This is a genomic window from Mesorhizobium sp. (assembly GCF_004963255.1).
Taxonomy (GTDB): Bacteria; Pseudomonadota; Alphaproteobacteria; order Rhizobiales; family Rhizobiaceae; genus Mesorhizobium.
In genome coordinates, this window is record NZ_SUGA01000001.1 from 346702 (window position 1) to 360307 (window position 13606).

Genomic DNA, 13606 nt, shown 5'->3' on the forward strand with positions numbered 1-13606 from the left:
TATGATCGATATTGATCGTTTGTGATTGACAAGCAGGTCACTAGCGTAGACATTCCCGAGCAAGAAATGAGGAGCGCGACATGCGCTCCAAGGGAGGATATCCATGCTCGACAAGCGCTCCGGCTCGCGCCTCGCCAATCTGTGGGACGATGCAAAGGCCGAAGGCATGAGCGGCCCCGAGCTCCTGGTCTATCGCTCGAACACGCTCGGCTCCGACAAGCGCGTCACCAATTATGGTGGCGGCAACACCTCGTCCAAGGTGTGGCAGAAGGACCCGCTGACCGGCGAGGACGTCGAGGTCCTGTGGGTCAAGGGCTCCGGCGGCGACAGCGCCTCGATCAAGCTTGACGGTTTCGCCACCCTGTACATGGACAAGCTGCGCGCCATCAAGGGGCTCTACCGCGGCGTCGAGCATGAGGACGAGATGGTGGGTTATCTCCCCCACTGCACTTTCAACCTCAATCCGCGCGCGGCCTCGATCGACACGCCGCTGCACGCTTACGTGCCGAAGGCTTGCGTCGACCACATGCATCCCGACGCCATCATTGCGGTCGCCGCGGCCAAGGATTCCAAGGCGATCACCAAGGAGATCTTCGGCGACGCCATCGGCTGGCTGCCATGGAAGCGGCCGGGCTTCGAGCTTGGCCTATGGCTGGAGAAATTCTGCCTCGACAACCCCGATGCCAAGGGCGTCGTGCTTGAAAGCCACGGCTTATTCACCTGGGGCGACACGCCCAAGGAATGCTACGAGACCACGGTCTCCGTGATCAACCAGGCAATCGAGTGGTTCGAGCGCCGGTCGGAAGGCGTGGCTATCTTTGGCGGCGAGGCAGTCCAGTCGCTCGATGCCCCGGCACGCCGCGCTATTGCCGCCAAGCTGATGCCGAGGATTCGCGGCCTGATTTCCGAAAAGAGCCATAAGCTCGGCCATTTCGACGACCAACCGGCCGTGCTCGAATTCGTCAATTCCAGGGATTTGCGGCCGCTGGCGGCGCTCGGCACCTCATGTCCGGATCATTTCCTGCGCACCAAGATCCGGCCGCTGGTGATCGAGTTCGATCCGGCAAAGCCCGATATAGACGCCGTCATCGCGCGGCTCGCCGACGACATTGCTGAATACCGCGTCGGCTATCAGGCCTATTACGACGCCTGCGCGCATCCGGATTCGCCGGCCATCCGCGATCCCAATGCCGTGGTCTACCTGATGCCCGGCGTCGGCATGTTCACCTTCGCCGGCGACAAGGCGACGGCGCGCATCTCGGGCGAATTCTACGTCAACGCCATCAACGTCATGCGCGGCGCTTCCACGGTTTCGTCCTATGTCGGCCTGCCCGCGCAGGAAGCTTTCGACATCGAATATTGGCAGCTCGAGGAAGCCAAGCTGCAGCGCCTGCCGAAACCCAAGGCGCTGGCCGGCCAGATCGCGCTGGTCACCGGTGGCGCCGGCGGCATCGGCCGCGCCACCGCCAACCGGCTGCTGCGCGAAGGCGCCTGCGTCGTGCTTGCCGATATAGACGAGGCCGCTTTGGCCAGCGCCAATGACGAGCTCTCGAAAGCCTTCGGCAAAGACTTCGTCCGTCCGGTGCGGATCGACGTCACCTCCGAGGAGCAAGTGCTTTCGGGCTTCGCCGAAACGGCGGTCGAATTCGGCGGCATCGACATCCTGGTTTCCAATGCCGGCCTGGCCTCCTCGGCGCCGATCGAGGAGACGACACTCGCCTTGTGGAACCGGAATATGGACATCCTGTCCACCGGCTATTTCCTCGTTTCGCGCGAGGCCTTCCGCCTGTTCCGGGCACAGAAGATCGGCGGCAACGTCGTCTTCGTCGCCTCCAAGAACGGGCTCGCCGCCTCACCCAATGCTGCCGCCTATTGCACCGCCAAGGCCGCCGAGATCCATCTTGCGCGCTGCCTGGCGCTGGAGGGGGCCGAAGCGCAGATCAGGGTCAACGTGGTCAATCCGGACGCCGTGCTGCGCGGCTCGAAAATCTGGACCGGCGAGTGGAAGGAACAGCGCGCCGCGGCCTATAAGATGTCGACCGACGATCTGGAGGAGCATTACCGGTCGCGCTCGATGCTGAAGCGCTCGGTCTTCCCGGAAGACATCGCCGAGGCGATCTATTTCTTCGCCTCCGACATGTCGGCCAAATCGACCGGCAACATCGTCAACGTCGACGCCGGCAACGCGCAGAGCTTTACGCGATAAGCTTCCTTCTCCCCGTCCAACGGGGTGAAGGTGCCGGCAGGCGGATGAGGGACAGCGCCGGCCGTACGCATTCTTGGGAGGAATTGCAGTGTCCGAAACAATCATTTCCGCCAACCTCGTCGCCAGCCACAACGCCGCGCGCCAGCCCGACCTCGAACGCGACTACGCCTCGCTCGGCGAGCGTCTCGACCGCCGCGGCATCGCCATCGACGTCATCCGCGACAAGGTGGAAAAATTCGGCGTGGCGATCCCGTCCTGGGGCGTCGGGACCGGCGGCACGCGCTTCGCCCGCTTCCCCGGTCCCGGCGAGCCGCGCGATATCTTCGACAAGATCGAGGACTGCGCCGTCATTGCCCAGCTGACGCAGGCGACGCCGACCGTCTCGCTGCACATCCCCTGGGATAAGGCTGATCCGAACCGGCTGAAGCAGGCGGCCTCGCGCTTCGGCCTCGGCTTCGACGCCATGAACTCCAACACCTTCTCCGACGCCAGGGACCAAGAGCTCTCCTACAAATTCGGCTCGCTGTCGCATGCCGATGCCGGCACGCGCCGGCAGGCGGTCGAGCACAATCTCGAATGCATCGAGATCGGCAAGACGCTGGGCTCCAAGGCGCTGACGGTCTGGATCGGCGACGGCTCGAACTTCCCCGGCCAGGTCAATTTCGCAAAGGCCTTTGAACGCTATCTCGACGCCATGCGCGAAATCTATGCCGGCCTCCCCGACGACTGGCGGCTGTTTACCGAGCACAAGATGTATGAGCCGGCCTTCTATTCGACCGTCGTGCAGGACTGGGGCACCAACTACATCATCGCCAGGGAGCTCGGCGACAAGGCCTTCTGCCTGGTCGACCTCGGCCACCACGCGCCCAACGTCAACATCGAGATGATCGTGTCGCGGCTGATCCAGTTCGGCAAGCTGGGCGGCTTCCACTTCAACGATTCCAAATATGGCGACGACGACCTCGATGCCGGTTCGATCGACCCCTACCGGCTGTTCCTCGTCTTCAACGAGCTGGTCGATGCGGAGCTCTCCGGCGCCAAGGGTTTCAACCCGGCGCATATGCTCGACCAGAGCCACAACGTCACCGATCCGATCGAGAGCCTGATGCTGTCGGCGGTCGAGGTGCAGCGCGCCTACGCGCAGGCGCTGCTGGTCGACCGCAAGGCGCTCGAAGGCTTCCAGGAGAAGAACGATGCGCTGATGGCCACGCAAACGCTAAAGGCGGCCTACCGCACCGATGTCGAGCCGATCCTCGCCATGGCGCGCCTGCGGACCGGCGGCGCCGTCGATCCGGTCGCCGCATACCGCGAGGCCGGCTACCGGGCGAAGGTTGCGGCGGAACGGCCGGCTGTTGCGAGCGGCGGTGGCGGGATTGTCTGAGATTAGCTGATCTCCCCCACGAGGGGGGAGATTGGCTGGCATCGGCCTAGGCTCGCTTCCTGCAACCTGGAGCTTGCCTGCGAGCGAAAACTAACATGTGTTCGGTCGTATTGATGGATGGACTCGGCCGCTCCAAGTAGTTCTTCTAAGCGCGCAGCACTTGGAGCACCGCCATGCCCTTGACCCGCCGGACGCTGATCGGCGTCACCCTTTCGTTCGCACTCACCCTCACGCCGTCGATCACCGCCTTCGCCGCGTCGCCCGCTCCGGCCAAGGGCGAGCACGGCATGGTGGTCACGGAGCAGCATCTGGCGACCGAAGTCGGTGTCGACGTGCTGAAGAAAGGCGGCAACGCCGTCGATGCCGCCGTCGCGGTCGGTTATGCGCTTGCCGTCGTCTTTCCCGACGCCGGCAATATCGGCGGCGGAGGGTTCATGACCATCCGGCTGAAGGACGGCCGCACTACCTTCATCGACTTCCGCGAGCGCGCGCCGCTCGCCGCCACGAGGACCATGTATCTCGACAAGGACGGCAAGCCGATCAAGGGCGCCAGCCTCGACGGCTATCTGGCTGTCGGCGTGCCGGGTTCGGTCGCCGGCTTCGAGATGGTGCGCGAGAAGTACGGCACGCTCTCAAGGCAGGATCTGATGGCGCCGGCGATCGCCTACGCCAGGGATGGTTTTGTCCTCAACCAGGGCGACGCGGCTTGGTTCGCCGACAGCGCCGACCGGCTGGCGAAGGACCCGGCGGCGGCCGCGATCTTCCTGAAAAAAGACGGCAAGCCTTATGGCATCGGCGAGAAGCTCGTTCAGCCGGACCTCGCCGCGTCGCTGTCGACGATCTCGCAAAAAGGGGCGGACGCCTTCTACAAAGGCGCCATTGCGGACGCAATCGTCAAGGCGAGCGGCGCCAGGGGCGGCATCCTCGCCAAGGCCGATTTCGAGCAATATTCGGTGCGCGAATTGAAGCCGGTGACCTGTTCCTACCGCGGCTACGAGATAATCTCCTCGCCACCGCCGAGTTCGGGCGGCGTCATCATCTGCGAGATCCTCAACGTGCTGGAAGGCTACCCGCTGTCCTATCTCGGCGCCGGATCGGCCGAGACGGTCCATGTCATGGTCGAGGCGATGCGCCATGCCTATGTCGACCGCAACTCAGCGCTCGGCGACCCGGATTTCGTCGACAATCCGGTCTCGAAGCTGCTCGACAAGAACTATGCCAAGGGCATCCGTGACAAGATCGATCCCTTCCGCGCCGGCGTCTCGAAGGACTTGATGCCGAAGGGTCTTGGCGAGCCGAAGGAGACCACCCACTATTCGATCATCGACAAGGACGGCAACGCGGTTGCGGTCACCTACACGCTGAACGGCTCCTTCGGCGCCGGCGTCGTCGCCGACGGCACCGGCATCCTGCTCAACAACGAGATGGACGACTTTACCCAGAAGCCCGGCGTGCCCAACCTCTACGGGCTTGTCCAGGGCGAGGCCAACGCCATTCAGCCGAAGAAGACGCCTTTGTCATCGATGAGCCCGACGATTGTCACCAAGGACGGCAAGCCGTTCATGGTCATAGGCAGCCCGGGCGGTTCGCGCATCATCACCATCACGCTGGAGGCGATCGTCAACGTCATCGATCACGGCATGGACATCCAGGAAGCCATCGACGCGCCGCGCATTCACCATCAATGGCTGCCGGATACGGTCTATGTCGAGCCATTCGGGCTGTCGCCGGACACGGAGAAGCTGCTTGCCGGCATGGGCTATCATCTCGACCTGAGCGACGAGACCTGGGGCCGGGCAGCCGGCATCCTTGTCGGCGGCAAGAGCCTGGCGGAGATCGAGAAGGGCGGCGCCCGCTACAACGGCGCCATGGACAGCCGCGCGGCTGCCGGCGAGGCGCTGGGATATTAGGGATCGAAGGGGCGGGTGGCGAAGGACAGTTGATTTGCCGGCCAATCGGGCCCGGCGCCACGATGGCTTAAGCAATTAAAGATTGGCTAAAACCGTTCGGGGCAGTAGCGGACGCGGCTCCTCCATGCCTTAATAAACCGGGGTCTATGGTGGCGGTCGATGAATGAGCGAGAGTTTTTCTTTGGTGGTTCCTACGCGGGACGGAGCACCGCACAGTCTGATCATTGCCGAAGAATATCGACGGCTCGGGATTGAAATTCGGTATTTCGTCGATAGCCGTTCATCGCCGCGATACATAGAAGATGTGCTTCGCAAAGTAGACTTGGCCACCAAGCTATCCGTCAGGTGGGGGCGGTCTTATGTCGAAGGCATTCTGCCGAAGATTGCAGCCGTTTCACGCGCAAAGCGTATTTTCCGGCTGGACGACGATGAATTTCCCTCGCGTGCCTTGCTGACCTGGCTGCGCGATGTTGCAGCGCCGACAAATAAACCGGTGATCGCCATCCCGCGCCGCGCCGTAGCTGTTATCGATTCCAAGGCTGTCTTTGCTGCGAAGTTGCCCAATTTGCCGCCGCACGACTTTCAGTTTAGAGGGTTCCTCGTCGATTCGGTAAAATTCAAGAAAAAAATCCACACGCCGGGGTTCTCGTTCAATGAATCCGACGTCTTGTACGCGCCTTCGGAGTGCCACATCTACCATTTCGACTGGGTTGTACGAAGCCGCGAGCAGCGTGCCGGCAAACTCGAATTCTACGAGAGGATGGAGCCCGGAGCGTTCGAATTGATGAAGTATCAGTATCTCTACGAGGATTTCGATCCGGCCCTTTATGAATTTACCCCGGTGGATGATTCTGACGTATCGACCCTGGCCCTTCGGCTCCATGACGAGCGGCCTCTGCCCGCGGAGGCGACCCGGGGATGGACGCGGTTTTTTCGCAGGGTCGCGTATCGATGAATCCCTTTCGTTTCGTGTCGGTTCAGCGGCCATTGCCCGGGCCATCGGCAGGTGGCCGGCAGGCAGGAATCTTCATAACGCATGTGCTGAACCATCGAATACAGGCTCATTTTGACCGTCTCCGCCGAGAAACGGAGGCGATCATCGACTGGCAGTTCGCCTATAATCCGTGGACGGTGGATGACCTCGCCGCCGGACGAGGAGAATTCGAGATCGACCGGACCTCCGCGCGCGTGCGTCAGGCCATGAATAACGGAAACTTGGCGGGCTATATGGACATCGTCTTCTTCCCTTTGGCGAAGTCCGCAAATCGGGAATTCGTCTGGATTCTTGAGTATGACGTCGACTTTGCCGGCCGGTGGCTCGATTTTTTCCAGCAGTTTTCAAGTAATGGCGCGGACTTGCTGACGACGACACTCAACACGCGCCGCCGCGATCGGCGCTGGACATTCTGGGGCTCGGCAAACGGACCGTGCCCGAAATCACGCTTCACGAGAGCATTTATGCCCATCATGCGCGTTTCGAGGCGCTTTATCGGCATCTTCGAGGAGGCGCTTTCGACAGGCGAGTGGAGTGGGCACTACGAATTCCTCGTGCCGACCATCGCGCGAGTTCATGGTCTCAGGATCGAGGATATCGGCGGGACCGGGCCGTTCGTACCTTGGCGCCGAAGGAGACGGAACTATGTGAATGCGGCGAAGGACCCCTATCTCAGTCCGGGCACGTTCGTCTGGCGCCCATCGATGACGGCTTATTTTCACGAAGACGATGCCGCATTCACGCAACGGGCCATGCTTTACCATCCGATCAAGGCCGACGTGGCCGAATGGGAAGCTGAAGCGCCTGTGGCGTCATCCCAGGCCATCTGATGCGGAGAGGCCTGAAGCATGTCTCCCGAAAGTGGGAACCGGTTTCGGGATAAAGACATGCGTAAAAGCAAAAACCTGAAGCGCATGGAGCGAATCTGAAAAGATCGCGACGCGCTTTAGGTTGGTTTATCGCACGCCAACCCGATTGTCTGATCAGGTCACCAACGTGATGGTCGAGGCGATCAGCATGACGGCGGCAATGGCCACGAACAGCGCGTAGATGCGCGGCCGGTCGAGCAGCAGCGCATTGCCGGAAATCCAGGCCGCCGTGGCGCCGCCGAGCGCGAACAGAAAGCCGTTGCGGTGGCCGAAGGACATGGAGGCGGCCATCAGGCCGCCGATGATCAGCGCGCCGAACACGATGATGACGGCGACCGCGTATTTCTCGAAGTCATTGCCGCCGCCCATCACCGGACCCATCGCGTTGAGATTGGGCAGGTCGTCCGGATCGAAAGGATTGGCCGAGCCGTATTCGTCTTGACCGAGGGATTCGCGCATCATTCGTTCTCCGCTGGGCGGCAACAAACCATCAACGCCTGCCAAGCGCAACCCGGCAACGCCATCGCGGCGATGCGTTCGCTGGCCGGCTGGTGCCAACGTGCCACGGTTTGCCGGACAAGCTCAACGGCTGGAGATTGGATCGGGTTCCACGAGCTTGATCTATCTGGAGAAATCGCTGCGCACGATACCGTGCCGCTGCAGCTTGTCATAGAAGGTCTTGCGCGGAATGCCGAGCGCCTCGATGGTGCGGCGAACGTCGCCTCCATTGCGACCAAGTGTCTCGCGGATGATCTCGGCCTCGTAGCGATCGAGCCGCTCGGGCAACGGCATCGCGGCGTCGTTCTCGATTGCCGCTGGGGAAGGCGTTTCGGTGACATCTTCAAGCCCGAGCACGAAGCGTTCGGCGAAATGGGCGAGTTCGCGTACATTGCCCGGCCAGTCATGCTCCCTGAGATGGCGCTGGACTGCCGCCGACGTCGCCGGCACGGCTCGCCGGAAGCGTGCGGCGGCCCGCTCGGCGAAATAGCCGAACAGCAGCGGCACGTCGTCCCGTCGTTCGCGCAGCGGCGGAATGGAGAGCGTCACCACGTTGAGCCGGTAATAGAGGTCCTCGCGGAAAGCGCCGCGCTGGCTGGCATTGCCGAGATCGAGCTTGGCAGCGGCGACAACGCGCAGGTCGACTGGCCTGACCTCGTTGGTGCCGAGCGGCGTCACCTCGCGCATTTCGAGCACGCGCAGCATCTGCACCTGCGTCGAGGCCGGCATGCTTTCGATCTCATCGAGGAACAGCGTACCGCCGCTCGAATGCTCGATACGGCCGACGCGCTTCTTCTGTGCGCCGGTGAAGGCGCCGGCCTCGTGTCCGAACAGCTCGCTTTCGATGACCGTCTCCGGCAGCGTGCCGCAATTGAGCGCGACGAAATTGCCCTTGGCGCGGCGGCTCCAGCGATGCAGCAGGTTCGCCACCACCTCCTTGCCGGAGCCGGTCTCGCCGGTCACCAGCACGTCGACATCGGTGTCGGCGATCTGCCTGAGCGTGCGGCGCAGCCGCTCCATCGCCGGCGTCTGTCCGATCAGCGGCAAGCCCTCCTGCGCCTGCTCGGCCGCTTCGCGCAAGGCGCGATTCTCCATCACCAGCCGGCGTTTTTCGGCGGCGCGGGCAACGCTCTGCGCCAGCCGCTCAGTGGCGAAAGGCTTGGTGATGAAATCGTAGGCGCCGTCCTTGATCGCCTTGACGGCCATGGCGATGTCGCCGTGCCCCGTGACCAGGATCACGGGAATATCGGGGTCGAGATGCAAGACGCGGCCGAAAAGCTGCAGCCCGTCGATCTCCGGCATGCGGATGTCCGAGACAACCACGCCGGCGAAACTCCTGTCGAGCGTCGCCAGCGCTTCCCTCGCCACCGAATAGGCGGACACCGCAAAGCCGGCAAGCTCCAGCGTCTGCCTCGTCGCCTTGAGCAGGTCGCTGTCGTCGTCGATCAGGATCACCGGTGCGGGATCGTTCGTGGTCATGCTGCGCCGGCTTTCGACAGATGGATGGTGAAGCGTGTGCCCTGATCGCTGGTCGAAACCTCGATGCGCCCGCCATAATCGGCGACGATGTCCTTGGAGATGACCAGGCCGAGCCCAAGGCCTTTCTCCTTCGAGGTGTTGAAGGGCGTGAACAGGGATTTCAGGATCGCGGGTGGGATGCCCGGTCCGTTGTCGGAAACGACCAGCGCCACGTCTTCGCCGGTTTCGGCGGCGGAGACTTCGACCCTTGCGCCGTCGCGGCCATCGAGCGCCTCCAGCGCGTTCTGGAACAGGTTGATCAGCACCTGTTCCAGCCGCAGCCGATTGCCCATTACTTTCAGCGCCGGCGGCGGCAGCGTGATCGCCAGGGCATCCAGCCGGCCGGCGAAGCGGCTCCTGAGCAGCACGACTGCGCCCTCGATCACGCTGCGCAATTCGACGGGCTCGGCGGCGGTGCGGCCCTTGCGGGCAAAGGCTTTCAGCTCCTCCGTGATGGCTCCGATGCGCTCGGTCAGCGCGGCGATCGCGCCCAGATTCTCCTCGGCTGCGGCGCTTTGCTTGCGCTCGAGGAACACGCGCGCATTGTCGGCATAGGCGCGGATCGTCGCCACCGGCTGGTTGATTTCATGCGCGACGCCGGCCGCGACTTGGCCAAGCGTGGCAAGCCGGTTTGCCTGCACCAGCTCCTGCTGCATGACCTGCAGCTTCGCCTCGGTGCTGCGATGGTCGGCGATCTCGGCCTGCAGCCGGTCGCGCGCCAGGCTGAGATCCTGCGTGCGCTCGACGACGCGCCGCTCCAGCTCGGCGCGCGCCGCCTGTTCGGCGGCGATCCGCATCTGGGCAGACTGCCGGCGCCAAAGCAGATAGGCAGCCAAGGCGATGAGCGGCACAAGGACGCCCAGCGCCAGGAGCCGCATTTCGCGCTGCGCGGCGGCGATCGGCGCTTCGGCTGGAACAAGATAGTCGAGCTGCCACGGTGTCGACGGCACAGCGGTCGAGAGCCGCAGATATTCGGCATCGCTGCCTCCGGGCGTGATGGCATGGACCAGCGCGACATCGGAACTCAGCGCCTGCGGCCTCGTGATCGGCAAGGGCATCAGCGGCGCATCGCCGAATTGCTGGCTGGCGCGGATTTCGGCGAGCACCGGCCGGCTGAGCGGCTCCGTCGTCAGGAAGCGCCAGGAGGGGACGCTCGTGATCAGCACCACGCCATGCGCGTCGGTGACAAAGGCCGGCCGGTTTGCTTCGTGCCAGTCGGCTTCGAGCTGGTCGAACTCCATCTTGACCACGACCACGCCGAGGGCGCCCGAGGCGCCGTCGACGCGCCGCGAGATGTAGAGCCCGGGACGTTTGCTGACATTGCCGAGCGCGAAATATTCGGCGGTGCCGGTCTGCATCGCGCCTGAGAAATAGGCGCGGAAACTGTAGTCGCTGCCGACGAAGCTCACCGGTTCGCGCCAGTTGCTGGAGGCGACCGCCAGACCGTCGGTGCCGGTGACGTAGAGCACCGAGGCCTTGGTGCCGGAAACCAGCCCTTCCAGCTTGCGGTTGAGCACGTCGATCGCGGCAGGGCTTCGCTCGGTCAACGCGTCATGCACCTGCTGGTCCTCCGACAGGAGCAGCGGCAGCGCGCGCGGATTTTCCAGCACCGCGCGCAGCAGCGCGACCTTGAGGTTGGCGTCCGTGCGTCCTTGCGTGGCTAATGCCTCGATCTCCGTCGAGCGGCCATAGAGGCCTGCGCCGTAGAGCGCTGCCGCGATGATCGTCAGCGCCACCGCCGTGAACAGCAGCCAGGCGCGCCGCGCTCGCCCGGCAAGCAGTTCGGGCGTCGAAGCGAGAGCAGCGGCGGGGCGTTGCAGCATGGCGTATTTGTGCATGTTTTCGCACAAGGCGCAATTCTACCTATGCGGATAACCGCACTGATGCCGCTGAAAACGCACCTCGCGAGCTCGAAAAATTCAGCAAAATCAACGAAGCGAAAGTCCGGGCGCCATCTGGCACGCGCGTTGCAACTGCATCCGCAGCAGCCGCGAGGCTGTGGAGGTCAACAGCCCCCTGGGAGGTCGAGCGTTCTCGATCGGGGGCCGAACGGAGGATATCATGCAGACAGCAATCGCTGCCGCCGAACCGCGCGGCAAGGTTCCCTTTTACCGGCATCTTTATGTGCAGGTCCTGGTGGCGATCGCCGCCGGCATCCTGCTTGGCCATTTTTATCCCGATCTGGGCGCTTCGCTGAAACCGCTTGGTGATGCCTTCATCAAGCTGGTCAAGATGGTCATCGCGCCTGTGATCTTCCTCACCGTGGCGACCGGCATCGCGGGCGTCTCCGACCTGCACAAGGTCGGCCGCGTCGCCGGCAAGGCGATGATCTATTTCCTTGTCTTCTCGACATTGGCGCTGATCGTCGGCCTGGTTGTGTCGAACGTCATCCAGCCCGGCGCCGGCATGCACATCAATCCCGCGACACTCGATGCTTCGAAGGTCTCGACCTTCACCGAGAAGGCGCATGACACGACCATCGTCGGCTTCCTGATGAACATCATCCCCGACACGATCACCGGAGCCTTCGCGCAGGGCGACATTCTGCAGGTGCTGTTCTTCTCGGTGCTGTTCGGCATTGCGCTGGCGCTCGTCGGCGAACGCGGCCGCCCTGTGGTCGATTTCCTGCAGGCGCTGACCGCTCCGATCTTCCGCCTCGTCGCCATCCTGATGAAGGCGGCGCCCATCGGCGCCTTCGGCGCCATGGCCTTCACCGTCGGCAAATACGGCATCGGCACGATCGCCAACCTCGCCTTCCTGATCGGCACCTTCTACCTGACGTCGCTGCTCTTCGTGCTCGTCGTGCTGGGCGCGGTCGCATGGTACAACGGCTTCTCAATCCTGGCGCTGATCCGCTACATCAAGGAAGAGCTGCTGCTGGTGCTCGGCACCTCGTCGTCCGAGGCGGCGCTTCCCGGCCTGATGGCCAAGATGGAGCGCGCCGGCTGCAACCGCTCGGTGGTCGGCCTGGTCATCCCGACCGGCTATTCCTTCAATCTCGACGGCACCAATATCTACATGACGCTTGCCGCTCTGTTCATCGCCCAGGCGACCGACACGCCGCTCACCTTCGGCGACCAGATCCTGCTTCTGCTCGTCGCCATGCTGAGCTCCAAGGGCGCGGCCGGCATCACCGGCGCCGGTTTCATCACCTTGGCCGCCACGCTCTCGGTCGTGCCTTCGGTGCCGGTCGCCGGCATGGCGCTGATCCTCGGCGTCGACCGCTTCATGTCTGAGTGCCGCGCGCTCACCAACTTCGTCGGCAATGCGGTGGCGACCATCGTCGTGGCGCGCTGGGAAGGCGAGCTCGACCACAAGCAATTTGCCGCCGCCATGGCCGGCCAGTTGCCGGAAGAGGCTGACCTTGCGCTGTCGGGTGGTTTGCAGCCGGCGGAGTGACAGGCAACTTCAGGCATCCGTCCCGAACCTGTGCAGGTCGCGGATTGGAGCAATTCCAGGAAAAGTGTGAGCGGTTTTCCGTCCGGAATTGCGTAAAAACAAGGAGCTAGTGGGTTTCACCGTTTCTGTGAAACGGTGAAACCCACTAGCCGCGGCCTGTTCTTTTTGTCGGCCGCCGCATAGGGTGCCCGAGCCGGATTCCCGGCGAAATAGTCAGCCGAGGGCGGTCAATGAGCAGCGCGTATCCCGAGATCCATCTTGTCCGTCATGGCGAGACCGAATGGAGCCTCTCGGGCAGGCATACCGGCCGCACCGACATCCCGCTGACGGCAAAAGGCGAGGAGGCCGCGCGCGGCGTGGCCGACCGGCTCAAGGGCCTGACCTTCCAGGCGGTCTGGTCGAGCCCCTCACAGCGCGCCTTCGACACCTGCCGCCTGGCCGGCTTCGGCGAGGGCGCGGTCAAGAAGCCGGACCTGCAGGAATGGGATTATGGCGCTTACGAGGGCGTGACGACCGGGGAAATCCTGTCGAAGCGCCCCGGCTGGCAATTGTTCCGCGACGGCTGCCCGAACGGCGAGACTGCGGCCGATATTGGCGCCCGCGCCGACGCGATCATCGCAGGGCTGCGCGCGATTGCCGGCAATGTGCTCGTCTTCTCCAGCTCGCATTTCCTGCGTGTCCTCGCGGCGCGCTGGGTCGGCCTGCCGCCGGAAGGCGGCAAACATTTCGTGCTCGACACCGCCAGCCTGAGCATCCTCGGCTACGAGCACGACCTGACGGAGCCGGTGATCCGGCGGTGGAACCAGAAATAGCGAGCGCGACTCCCCTCAT

At 63.5% G+C, this 13606-nt stretch carries 10 protein-coding genes; 7 read left to right on the top strand and 3 right to left on the bottom strand.

Annotated features, from left to right (window positions below; genetic code table 11):
- The first annotated feature begins 103 nt into the window (after positions 1-103).
- The 5 genes from E5X34_RS01555 to E5X34_RS01575 all read left to right on the top strand — a co-directional run bounded on the left by E5X34_RS01555 (position 104) and on the right by E5X34_RS01575 (position 7321).
- A complete protein-coding gene (locus E5X34_RS01555) occupies positions 104-2206 on the top strand; it encodes a bifunctional rhamnulose-1-phosphate aldolase/short-chain dehydrogenase (protein ID WP_292560122.1) in 2103 nt (700 codons plus the stop codon).
- 88 nt (positions 2207-2294) lie between these two features.
- Positions 2295-3587: an L-rhamnose catabolism isomerase gene (gene rhaI / locus E5X34_RS01560; protein ID WP_292560125.1), complete on the top strand. Its 1293-nt coding sequence runs from the start codon at positions 2295-2297 to the stop codon at positions 3585-3587.
- Between the two features lie 173 nt (positions 3588-3760).
- A complete protein-coding gene (gene ggt, locus E5X34_RS01565) occupies positions 3761-5497 on the top strand; it encodes a gamma-glutamyltransferase (RefSeq protein WP_292560128.1) in 1737 nt (578 codons plus the stop codon).
- Between the two features lie 163 nt (positions 5498-5660).
- Positions 5661-6452, top strand: a complete 792-nt coding sequence (locus E5X34_RS01570) for a hypothetical protein (RefSeq protein ID WP_292560131.1) — start codon at positions 5661-5663, stop codon at positions 6450-6452.
- Positions 6416-7321: a hypothetical protein gene (locus E5X34_RS01575; protein WP_292560134.1), complete on the top strand. Its 906-nt coding sequence runs from the start codon at positions 6416-6418 to the stop codon at positions 7319-7321. The genes E5X34_RS01570 and E5X34_RS01575 overlap by 37 nt, the downstream gene beginning before the upstream one ends.
- Positions 7322-7474: 153 nt before the next feature.
- Here E5X34_RS01575 and E5X34_RS01580 read toward each other — a convergent pair whose 3' ends face one another.
- The 3 genes from E5X34_RS01580 to E5X34_RS01590 form a co-directional block, all read right to left on the bottom strand.
- Complete coding sequence (locus E5X34_RS01580) at positions 7475-7822, bottom strand: hypothetical protein (RefSeq protein ID WP_042637278.1); 348 nt, start codon at positions 7820-7822, stop codon at positions 7475-7477.
- A gap of 159 nt (positions 7823-7981) precedes the next feature.
- The gene (locus E5X34_RS01585) at positions 7982-9337 is read right to left on the bottom strand and encodes a sigma-54 dependent transcriptional regulator (RefSeq protein ID WP_292560137.1); all 1356 of its coding nucleotides are present in this window, start codon (positions 9335-9337) and stop codon (positions 7982-7984) included.
- Complete coding sequence (locus tag E5X34_RS01590) at positions 9334-11199, bottom strand: sensor histidine kinase (protein ID WP_292560140.1); 1866 nt, start codon at positions 11197-11199, stop codon at positions 9334-9336. The genes E5X34_RS01585 and E5X34_RS01590 overlap by 4 nt, the downstream gene beginning before the upstream one ends.
- Positions 11200-11437: 238 nt before the next feature.
- Between E5X34_RS01590 and E5X34_RS01595 the strand changes: the two genes are divergently transcribed.
- Positions 11438-12775 carry a dicarboxylate/amino acid:cation symporter gene (locus tag E5X34_RS01595; RefSeq protein WP_292560143.1) on the top strand — a complete coding sequence of 446 codons (1338 nt, stop codon included), beginning with the start codon at positions 11438-11440 and terminating at the stop codon, positions 12773-12775.
- A 230-nt stretch (positions 12776-13005) separates the two neighbouring features.
- Complete coding sequence (locus E5X34_RS01600) at positions 13006-13587, top strand: histidine phosphatase family protein (protein ID WP_292560147.1); 582 nt, start codon at positions 13006-13008, stop codon at positions 13585-13587.
- The last annotated feature ends 19 nt before the right edge of the window (positions 13588-13606 follow it).

Excerpts from the sequence above, each read along its gene's own strand:
- E5X34_RS01555 (WP_292560122.1), top strand. The coding sequence starts at position 104 with ATGCTCGACAAGCGCTCCGGCTCGCGCCTCGCCAATCTGTGGGACGAT.
- ggt (WP_292560128.1), top strand. The coding sequence starts at position 3,761 with ATGCCCTTGACCCGCCGGACGCTGATCGGCGTCACCCTTTCGTTCGCA.
- E5X34_RS01570 (WP_292560131.1), top strand. The coding sequence starts at position 5,661 with ATGAGCGAGAGTTTTTCTTTGGTGGTTCCTACGCGGGACGGAGCACCG.
- E5X34_RS01575 (WP_292560134.1), top strand. The coding sequence starts at position 6,416 with ATGGACGCGGTTTTTTCGCAGGGTCGCGTATCGATGAATCCCTTTCGT.
- E5X34_RS01580 (WP_042637278.1), bottom strand. The coding sequence starts at position 7,822 with ATGATGCGCGAATCCCTCGGTCAAGACGAATACGGCTCGGCCAATCCT.
- E5X34_RS01585 (WP_292560137.1), bottom strand. The coding sequence starts at position 9,337 with ATGACCACGAACGATCCCGCACCGGTGATCCTGATCGACGACGACAGC.
- E5X34_RS01590 (WP_292560140.1), bottom strand. The coding sequence starts at position 11,199 with ATGCTGCAACGCCCCGCCGCTGCTCTCGCTTCGACGCCCGAACTGCTT.
- E5X34_RS01595 (WP_292560143.1), top strand. The coding sequence starts at position 11,438 with ATGCAGACAGCAATCGCTGCCGCCGAACCGCGCGGCAAGGTTCCCTTT.
- E5X34_RS01600 (WP_292560147.1), top strand. The coding sequence starts at position 13,006 with ATGAGCAGCGCGTATCCCGAGATCCATCTTGTCCGTCATGGCGAGACC.